This is a genomic window from Tuberibacillus calidus DSM 17572 (genome assembly GCF_000430685.1).
Classification (GTDB): Bacteria; Bacillota; Bacilli; order Bacillales; family Sporolactobacillaceae; genus Tuberibacillus; species Tuberibacillus calidus.
Map to the genome: position 1 here is coordinate 1 of NZ_KE387199.1, position 1,526 is coordinate 1,526.

The 1,526-nt window shown below is 36.0% G+C and carries 2 protein-coding genes and 1 pseudogene; all 3 read left to right on the plus strand.

The features are described 5' to 3' along the window. Positions 1 to 272: transposase (locus H532_RS19320; protein WP_245566496.1), on the plus strand; the 272-nt coding region annotated here is incomplete at its 5' end. Positions 273 to 309: 37 nt separating this feature from the next. Next, positions 310 to 1,095, plus strand: a pseudogene (gene cas1b, locus H532_RS19325) (type I-B CRISPR-associated endonuclease Cas1b); the annotation flags it as partial. A gap of 3 nt (positions 1,096 to 1,098) precedes the next feature. Beyond that, positions 1,099 to 1,362, plus strand: a complete 264-nt coding sequence (gene cas2, locus H532_RS0117255) for a CRISPR-associated endonuclease Cas2 (RefSeq protein ID WP_027726498.1) — start codon at positions 1,099 to 1,101, stop codon at positions 1,360 to 1,362. The last annotated feature ends 164 nt before the right edge of the window (positions 1,363 to 1,526 follow it).

Below are 1,526 nucleotides of genomic sequence, written 5' to 3' on the forward strand. Positions count from 1 at the left end.
AAGACAGTGAGGAAGACAGCGCCCAAAAACGAATAGAATACCAGGACGCCTTGGATCGGAACGCCGTCGAAGGCAAATTTGGCGAGGGCAAGCGTACATATGGGCTTGGTCTTATTCGAGCACGCCTTCGACAGACAAGTGAAACCGTCATTGCCCTGCAGTTTCTGGTTATGAACCTTGAAAAGATCCTTCGGGATACTTTTTTTTCCTTTTTTCACTTGATCATTCGTCAGGTATTTTCATGTCACAAACTGCGAGTGGTAAGCTTTTGATCAAAATGTAGGTTGTTCAGTAGTCCCTAATTATTATGGCTTTTATTCAGGTTCATTTTTTCCACGCCGTAAGAAAGTATCAGGTTTTACTGTCATCCATCAATCCCGAAATTATTTGGAACATGAAAAAAGAATTTTATTGGCAAAGCAATTTGTCATTAGCGCAACTTTTCATATGTTGCGGAATTTGCGTCATTACAAAAATAAAGATAATGTCCAAATCACCATAGATGCTATGCAGAAATTACAGAGCCAGATTGACTCAGCAAAAACCATACAAGAAGTCATGGGTGTTGAAGGCACGATAAGACAACATTATTATTCGGCTTTTAACAGTTTTCTTTCACCCGATTTTGCTTTTGATGAAAGAACAAAACGGCCTCCAAAAGACCCGTTGAATGCGTTGATTTCTTTTGGTAATAGTTTGTGTTATACAAAAGTACTTGCGGAAATTTATAAAACCCATCTAGATCCTACAATTAGTTTTTTGCATGAGCCGTCAACCAAACGTTTCTCTTTAAGTTTGGATTTGGCGGAAATTTTTAAACCACTTATGGTAGATCCGGTTATATTTACCTTGATAAATAAAAAACAATTGAATCCTGCCCATGACTTTGAGTATCTGGAAGAGATGGTATTATTGAATGAACAAGGCCGGAAAAAATTTATTAAGGAATGGTCTGAAAAACTTAAAACTACTATAAGGCATCGCAAATTAAATCGTAATGTCTCATATCAATATTTTATTAGACTAGAGTGTTATAAGCTTATTAAACATTTTATTGAAGACGAAGAGTATAAGCCATTGAAAGCGTGGTGGTAAAAAGTGTATGTTATTATCACCTATGACGTCGCAGAAGAACGCGTGGCAAAGGTCCATAAAAAGTTAAAAGAATATCTGATATGGTCTCAGAATTCGGTTTTTGAAGGTGAAATGACAAAAAGTTTATTGAAAAAGTGTTTATTTGAACTAGAGAATATCATTGATGAAGATGTTGATTCAATCAATATTTATGAAATTGAAAACCCAAAACATTTAAAAAAGAGTTTCTATGGCGTTGACAAGTCATTTGATGACATGTTTTTATAAAGTTGCAGCGTATCCAAAATTGACCCAAAACATCACAAAGCCTTTGGCCGTGCGGCTTTCAACACTATGAGTCCTCAAATTAAGAAACACGACTGGTGGTGTGCTGCAATTAATAAACAACTCACATCAAAAAAACCTTGCAATACCGCCATTTTTTTGGGTGA